This is a genomic window from uncultured Aureimonas sp. (genome assembly GCF_913775355.1).
Lineage (GTDB): Bacteria > Pseudomonadota > Alphaproteobacteria > Rhizobiales > Rhizobiaceae > Aureimonas.
The window spans coordinates 1-7,206 of record NZ_CAJYIU010000234.1; the positions used below are offsets into that span (position 1 = coordinate 1).

Here is a 7,206-nt window from a genome sequence, read left to right on the forward strand (position 1 = left end):
GTCCGACGCTTCGACCAAGACAGCTCATCCATGATAGCCCATCTTCCGACGTTCGGTCTCGCACCGTTGCTCCTCTCGGTCGTCCTGCCGACAACCGCCATGGCCGAGCCTTTGCGCGTCGTCGCCAACTTCTCCATCATCGGCGATCTCGCCGGGCAGGTGGGCGGCGAACACATCGAGCTGACGACCCTTGTCGGTTCCGACGCCGACGCGCACGTTTACGAGCCCCGCCCGGCTGACGCGAAGGCACTCGCCCGTGCCGACGTCGTGCTCGTCAACGGCCTGTCCTTCGAAGGTTTCCTGCCGCGCCTCGTTCAGGCCAGCGGCACCAGCGCCCCGCTGGTGGAACTCAGCGAGGGCGCCGACATCCTGAACGATCCGAACGGTGGCCACTATCACTTCAACGGTGACGAGGCGGTCTTCTACGCGACGCCGAACGATCCGCACGCCTGGCAGTCCGTCGCGAACGCTAAGGTCTACGTCCGCAACATCGCAAAGGCCTTCTGCGACGCGGACAGGCCGAACTGCTCCTTCTACGAGGCGAAGGCTAGAGCCTACGGCGAGGAGCTGTCCGCACTCGACGCGCAGATCAGGGAAGCGGTCGCTGCCATCCCGACTCACCGGCGAACCGGCGTCGTCGGACACAACGCCTTCCGCTACTTCGAGCGCGACTACGGCGTCACGTTCCTGTCGCCGCAGGGCGTCTCGACGGGCGCGGAGGCGTCCGCGGCCGACGTCGCCGCCCTGATCCGGAATATCCGCGACCAACGTGCCACGGCCGTTTTTGCGGAAAACATTTCCGATATGCGTCTGGTCAAGCAGATCGGGTCCGAGGCAGGCCTCGAGATCGGCGGCACACTCTACTCGGACGCGCTCTCTGCCTCAGGCGGGCCCGCCTCCAGCTACGCGGACATGATGCGCCACAACGCGCGAACCATTGCGGCGGCCCTGACTTCCAACTGAGGTCCGGCATCCCTTTCCCCGACTTCCTTCCCAACGGAGACAACGATGCTGCGATCCCTTGCCTGCGCGACGGGCATCTGGCTTATCCTGACGGCCAACGCGATGGCGCAGGACACCGACCACGCGCACGAGGACGTCACGCTGTACCGCGTGTTCGTCGGCGACCGTGACGTCCCGAAGGTCACGGCCTTCGACCTCGGCGACCCTGCCAGGCGGTGGACGTTCGAAACGACCGGTCAGCCCAAGCTCTACGGCGTCGACAACGGTTCGGCCGTTGTGGCGGTCCAGTCCGACGACGACCATGTCCACTTCATCCGCAGCGGCATATCCCTCCACTCCCATGGCGACCACTCGGACATCTCGATCGCCGACCCGGCTGCCGTGGACGGAGCCCTGACGGGTCCCCGCCCCTTCCATCTGATCGACCACGACGGCAAGGTCGTGATCAACTTCGACCGCGGCGGCTATGCCGCGGTCCTTGAGGCGCACACGCTGGCCGAGGGCAAGGTGGAAGCAACACGTCTTCCCCAGGCGCGAGCACATCACGGCTACGCCGCCCCGATCGGCGATGCGTGGGTCACGAGCGTCGCGTCCAACGCGCCCGTCGAGGGCGACGCAGCCCCCAAGCGCATCGGTCTCCAGGAGGTCAGGGTGGACGGGACGCCCGTCGGCGAGGTTCAAACCTGCACCGGGATCCACGGCGAGGCCTTCTCCGGCGCGTATCTCGCAACAGGCTGTGACGAAGGCATCCTGACGGTCACCGCCGGGAAGGATGGGCCTGCATTCAGGATGCTGCCCTATACCGCCGACCTACCAACAGGGGAAAGCACAGGGACACTGCTCGGCTCTAGAGCGATGCAGGTGTTCCTCGGCAACCACGGCGCCAAGGGTCTGGTGGTTGTCGACCCCGTCGACACGCCTCACATCCGGTACATCGAACTGCCCTTCCGGCGCGTCGATTTCGCGCTCGATCCCGCCAACGCCCGCTTCGGCTATGTGCTGACCGAGGACGGCACGCTGCACCGGATCGATGTCCTGGACGGCAAGGTCGCCGGAAGCGCCCGCGTCACCGAGCCCTACTCGATGGATGGGCACTGGAACGATCCGCGCCCGCGGCTCGCCATGGCGGGCGACGAGGTCGTCATGACCGATCCGAAGGTGAGCCTCGTCCGTCGCATCGCCAAAGACACACTGAAGGAGGCGGGCACGATTCCCGTCGAGGGCACGCCCTACAGCATCGCCGTCGTGGGCGGCAGCGGCGTCGTCCACGAGGATAATGGACACGACCATTCGGGCCATGCCCATAGTCACGGCGACCCGCAGATCTACGCAGGCTACTTCGAGGACAGCCAGATCCGGGACAGGCCGTTGTCCGACTATGTCGGCGACTGGCAGTCGGTGTACCCATACCTTCAGGACGGTACGCTCGATCCCGTTTGGCAGCACAAGGCCGAGACGGGCACGATGGATGCGGCCGGATATAAGGACGAGTACGAGACCGGCTACCGCACCGATGTCGAGCGGATCACCATCGAGGGCGACGTCGTGACCTTCTACAGGGACGGCAAGCCGACCAAGGGGACCTACGCCTATGGCGGCCGCGAGACCCTTACCTACAAGAAGGGCAACCGCGGCGTGCGCTTCATCTTCCAAAAGACGGACGGCGACGCCGCTGCCCCGCAGTTCATCCAGTTCAGCGACCACGGGATCGCTCCGGCCAAGGCCGACCACTACCACCTCTTCTGGGGCAACGATCGTGCGGCCCTTCTGGAGGAAGTGACGAACTGGCCGACCTACTACCCTTCGTCGTTGAAGCCCGCGCAGATCGTCAGCGAGATGATGGCACACTGAGCTAACCCAAGCCGCGAAAGCACAAGCGCCCGGCCAATTCGGCCGGGCGCTTTTCGTTCTTGGATGCCGCACGGATCCCAACGGCATTCCGAGGCGGAAGTGACAGGGACGGATGGAAGGCCGGACGCGCCGAGAGGACCCATCGCCGCTCCGGACCGCGATCGTCCGATCATCGCCCTACGCGGTTGGCGAAACGCTCAAGTCGGAACGACATTCAGCGGCCCATGGTCGTCGCAGTGGTCGCCGTGCGGGTGATGGAGCCTGCCGTTGACGAGATCGTCGACGTGATCAGCATGAGGAACGGCCCTGTGATCATTCTCCGGCGTGCAGCGCGCAGTGTTATTCGCGCTGGCCTCGATCACAGCCTCGGCCGCACCGCACCTCCAAGATGATGCGGGTGACCGTCGTGCAGATAGTCGACATGATCGCCGTGGCGCACGGCCAAGTGGCCGCAGTTCGCTCCGTGCTCGTATGGATGCTCGTCATACGTGAGATGATCGTGGTCGCTCATGGTGGTGTCCATGCTTGATCGCGTGACGTGCGAGCAGTCGAAGCCGTTCGCGTGCTCGATGACCGCTCGCACGATCTTGAGCCCATGTCCGTCGGCGAGCTCGCAACGGATGGACGGCCCCACCCGGCGGCGCCCAACCCGGGAGGCGGCATCGAGCAGACGCGGACGCGCAGAGACCGTACCAAGCTTTGCTCCTGTCGCTGTCGCCAGATCCGACACCGTGGGCTCACCGTCCGCGACGGTCAGAGGTGTCCTCAACCATCGGGCATCCGACGTTGTCGGGCGGAGGTTGACCCCTTTCCAACTCGTCCCGACGCATCACCGACTCTGCTCGTGATCCAGCGACCAACAGAGTATGCGAGAAAATGCAGCAGCAGGTCGGTTGCTGCACGCTCGTCCGGTCGGCCCCAAGCGGTCCCGGCGGAACGATTGCTAGTTGGTACCTCTCGGCAGACCGTTCAGTCCGCCGAAGCCCATGGGATTTCGCTCGCCGTCAGGACGGATCACGACGTCCGGCTCCGGAAACCCGAGGGGTTTTGAGACAACGGGGGTCGGCGGAAGCGGCGCATCGATCATGGGGGGAGCAACGGGGAACCATTGCGTAGCGGACAGGAGGACGCCGATCGTCAGAAGCCAGCTTCCGGCGATCCGTTCTCCGACGCGGGTCCAAGACCCTGTGATCGAGCGGCGCACGAGAGCGGCGGCCGTGGCAAGGCAGAGGCAGGCTAACGAGAAGCCGGCGGCGAACCCGTAGCCCTCCGAGGTCGGATCGTTCACCGCCGCCGTGAACCAGAGCCCCGTCGCCGTTGCGAAAGTGAGGATGGTCAGGAAGGGAGATCGCCAACGATTGTTGAGGAGGAGCCCGAGGCCCGACAGGGCACAGGCGGATGGCCCGACAAGGCGAACGAACCGGAAGATCGAAGGGTTGGAGAGAAGGGGCCAGAGGGCGGAATGCCGGACTGCGATGCCGGACACCGCGCCTCCTATCAGCGAGACCCAAATCACAGGGCGCGTGCGACGGTCCTGCGCCCCGAGCACGAGCCCTATCCCCAGGATGGCGAGCCACCAATCGGGAGAGGCCATCGAGAACATTGCGCCGGCTCGTACGCCGCCGATCCATTCGCCAGGGAACGCCAGCGCCACGACGATTGCGGCCAGCGCGCCTGCGCCTGCGCCTGCAGCAAGAAGGGAGCGGGCTCCGGTCACGGACGCGTTCCGCCGATCAGCCCAGCAGGAACCAGACACCGCCCAGCGCGATGAGGCCGCCGAGCGCCCGGGCCAAAACGCCTCGGAACGGTCTGGACAGGAGCAATCCCACCCCGATACCGAGTACGTGGATCATCCCTGTCGCGATCACGAAGCCGACGGCGTAGTTGGCGGGATCGGCGGCCCTCGGCAACTCGGCTCCGTGCGCATAGCCATGGAAGAGCGCAAACACCGAGATGATCGCAAGAGCGACGAACTCGCTCGGTCGCCAGGCCGCCGCGATGGAGGCACCGAGCACCATGATGGACAGCGCGATCCCGAGTTCGACGCTCGGCATCGGCAGCCCGGCCATCCCCGCGATGCCGCCGAGCGTCATGATCAGCGGAAACGTCACCGGCAGCGTCCAGACGGCACGGCCTCCCATCTGAGCGCCCCATATGCCGACGGCCAGCATGGCGAGGCAGTGGTCCAGTCCCGTCAGCGGATGTTCAAAGCCGCTGGAAAAGCCTGCGGCCTGGTCGACGATATGGGCGGCGGCCGGGTGATCCGTCAGAAGCAGGAGGCCGACTGCGAACGCCAGGACCGGCGTCCAAGGAGATCGCTGCGCGCCCGACTGCGGCGGCGTGAATTGTCCGGCATCTGTGACGATCACGCTGCCTCCAGTGCGATGAGCCCGCCGATGATGGGATGCATCGCAGGCCCAGGTTCCGCAAGTTACATCGCCGACATGTCGATCGCGGAGGCGCTACGTTGGCTGACCCAAGCGCTGCTCGTTCCCGTCCGACACGCAGTGTTCGTACCCATAAGAATGATGAGCCGAAGTCGTGGTCCAGGCACCGATCGTGAGCTCCATCATCGCCGCAAGACGACAATCAGCACGAAGAGTGCACCCGCCGCCGACGTGACGATGCCGACGGGAAGTTCCTGCGGCGCGAGGAGGACGCGGCTGGCGAGGTCGCTGGCGAGAAGCAGGATCGCGCCGAGAAGCGCCGAGGTCGCGACGAGGACGCCATGGCGCACGCTGACGAGCGCACGGGCGAGATGCGGCACCATCAGGCCGACGAAGCCGATCACCCCGGACAGCGCGACGAGCGCCGCGGTGGCGAGGGCCGCGAGCGCGAAGACCACGAGGCGCAGGCGATCGACATCGACGCCGAGCGAGACCGCCGTCTCCTCGCCGCCAAGGAGGGCGTCGAGCCGGTGGCGCAGAGCCATCCCCGTTCCGAACGCAAGCGCCGCGCCGACGAGGCCGAGCGGCAGGTTCGACCAGCTCGCCAGGCCGAGGCCGCCCGCCGTCCAGAACAGGACGGAATAGGCCGCGCGTTGGTCGCCGGAGAAGACCATCAGCGTCGTCAGTGCGCCGAACAGGAACGAGACCGCGAGCCCCGCGATGACGAGCCGCTCGGGACCCCGGCCGTCCTGGCGCAGCATGAGGGTCAGCACCGCCACGGCCGAGACCAAAGCCCCGGCGAAGGCGGCGAGCGGCAGCGTCCAGACGCCGAGGCGGTCCCCGAAGATCGTGATGACCGACACCGCGCCTGCCGCCGCCCCGGACGACAGGCCGAACAGGAACGGGTCGGCCAGATCGTTGCGCGTCGTCGTCTGAAGAAGCACGCCCACCGTGGCAAGGCCGATGCCAACGCAGATCGCGAGAAGCACGCGCGGCAAGCGCAGGTCGAGGACGATGCGCGCCACCGGCCCGTGCGGCTCGGCGCCGATCCCGAGCGCGCCGGCAAGAACGCGCAGTACCTCGGCCGGCGCGATCGGCGTCGAGCCGAAGGCGATGCCTGCGACGGCCAGGGCAAGAAGGAGACCCGCTCCGGCGATCCAGACGAGCGTGGCACGACCTCTCATCATTTCGCCGCGAAGGCGGCAGGATGCAGCGCCCTCGCCAGCGCCTCGACCGCATCGACGTTGGCGGGACCGGGCGTGATCTGCTCGTAGCGCAGCGGCAGGAAGCGCCCGTTCCGGACTGCGTCCGTCTCCTTCATCGCCGGGTGGGTCTTCAGGAAGTCGAGGAGCTTGGCGTAGCCGGCTCCGTCCTGGTAGTCGAGCAGGATCAGGAACTGCGGGTTCTTCACCGCGACGTCCTCCCAGGAAGTCATGCCCCAGCTCATGTCGAGGTCGCCAAGGATATTGGTGCCGCCCGCCGCCTCGATCAGCGCGGTCGGCATGGCGAACTTGCCCGCCGTGAACGGCTTGTCCTCGCCGGAATCGTAGAGGAAGACCGATACGGGAGCCTCGTCCTTCACGGCCTCAGTCACCCTGGCGACGCGGGCTTTCCAGCCATCGACAAGTTCCTTCGCTTGCGCCTCGCGCCCGAAGATCGTGCCGAGAGCCAACTCGTCGGTGTAGAGAAGGTCCATCGAGGCGCGGGGACGGGTCTTGTCCACCTGGGCGCAGCTTTCCGTCAGGACGTAGGTCTCAATGCCCTTGGCCTTCAGCGTGTCGGGCGTCACCTCGCCGCCGGGCTTCATGCCGTAGTACCAGCCGGCGAAGAAGAAGTCGGCCTCGACCGCCAGGAGGGTCTCCACGGTCGGGTATTTCGGCGCAAGCTCTGGGATCGCGCCCTTGGCGGCGTCGAAGGCCGGCGTCGTCTTGTACCAGCCGGTCACGCCAGTGACGCCCGCCATGTTCGGCTGGAGACCGAGGGCGAAGGCCATCTCGCTCATGTT

At 66.5% G+C, this 7,206-nt stretch carries 6 protein-coding genes and 1 pseudogene; 2 read left to right on the forward strand and 5 right to left on the reverse strand.

Features of this window, described 5'->3' with window-relative positions:
• Positions 1 to 30 precede the first annotated feature (30 nt).
• On the forward strand, positions 31 to 963 hold the full coding sequence (aztC, locus tag QZ753_RS14220) for a zinc ABC transporter substrate-binding protein AztC (protein ID WP_294644495.1): 933 nt from the start codon (positions 31 to 33) through the stop codon (positions 961 to 963).
• A gap of 1,275 nt (positions 964 to 2,238) precedes the next feature.
• Positions 2,239 to 2,814: pseudogene (locus QZ753_RS21055) on the forward strand (ZinT family metal-binding protein); the annotation flags it as partial.
• Between the two features lie 358 nt (positions 2,815 to 3,172).
• Here QZ753_RS21055 and QZ753_RS14230 read toward each other — a convergent pair.
• The 5 genes from QZ753_RS14230 to QZ753_RS14250 form a co-directional block, all read right to left on the reverse strand.
• Complete coding sequence (locus QZ753_RS14230; protein ID WP_294644499.1) at positions 3,173 to 3,544, reverse strand: hypothetical protein; 372 nt, start codon at positions 3,542 to 3,544, stop codon at positions 3,173 to 3,175.
• Between the two features lie 213 nt (positions 3,545 to 3,757).
• On the reverse strand, positions 3,758 to 4,531 hold the full coding sequence (locus tag QZ753_RS14235; RefSeq protein WP_294644501.1) for a hypothetical protein: 774 nt from the start codon (positions 4,529 to 4,531) through the stop codon (positions 3,758 to 3,760).
• Positions 4,532 to 4,547: 16 nt separating this feature from the next.
• Positions 4,548 to 5,183, reverse strand: coding sequence for a HupE/UreJ family protein (locus tag QZ753_RS14240; RefSeq protein ID WP_367171518.1), 636 nt, complete (start codon positions 5,181 to 5,183; stop codon positions 4,548 to 4,550).
• A 200-nt stretch (positions 5,184 to 5,383) separates the two neighbouring features.
• The gene (locus QZ753_RS14245; RefSeq protein WP_294644503.1) at positions 5,384 to 6,388 is read right to left on the reverse strand and encodes an iron ABC transporter permease; all 1,005 of its coding nucleotides are present in this window, start codon (positions 6,386 to 6,388) and stop codon (positions 5,384 to 5,386) included.
• Positions 6,385 to 7,206, reverse strand: an 822-nt coding sequence (locus tag QZ753_RS14250; RefSeq protein ID WP_294644505.1) for an ABC transporter substrate-binding protein, incomplete at its 5' end; no start/stop codon positions are given. The genes QZ753_RS14250 and QZ753_RS14245, both read right to left, overlap by 4 nt.

Excerpts from the sequence above, each read along its gene's own strand:
- aztC (WP_294644495.1), top strand. The coding sequence starts at position 31 with ATGATAGCCCATCTTCCGACGTTCGGTCTCGCACCGTTGCTCCTCTCG.
- QZ753_RS14245 (WP_294644503.1), bottom strand. The coding sequence starts at position 6,388 with ATGATGAGAGGTCGTGCCACGCTCGTCTGGATCGCCGGAGCGGGTCTC.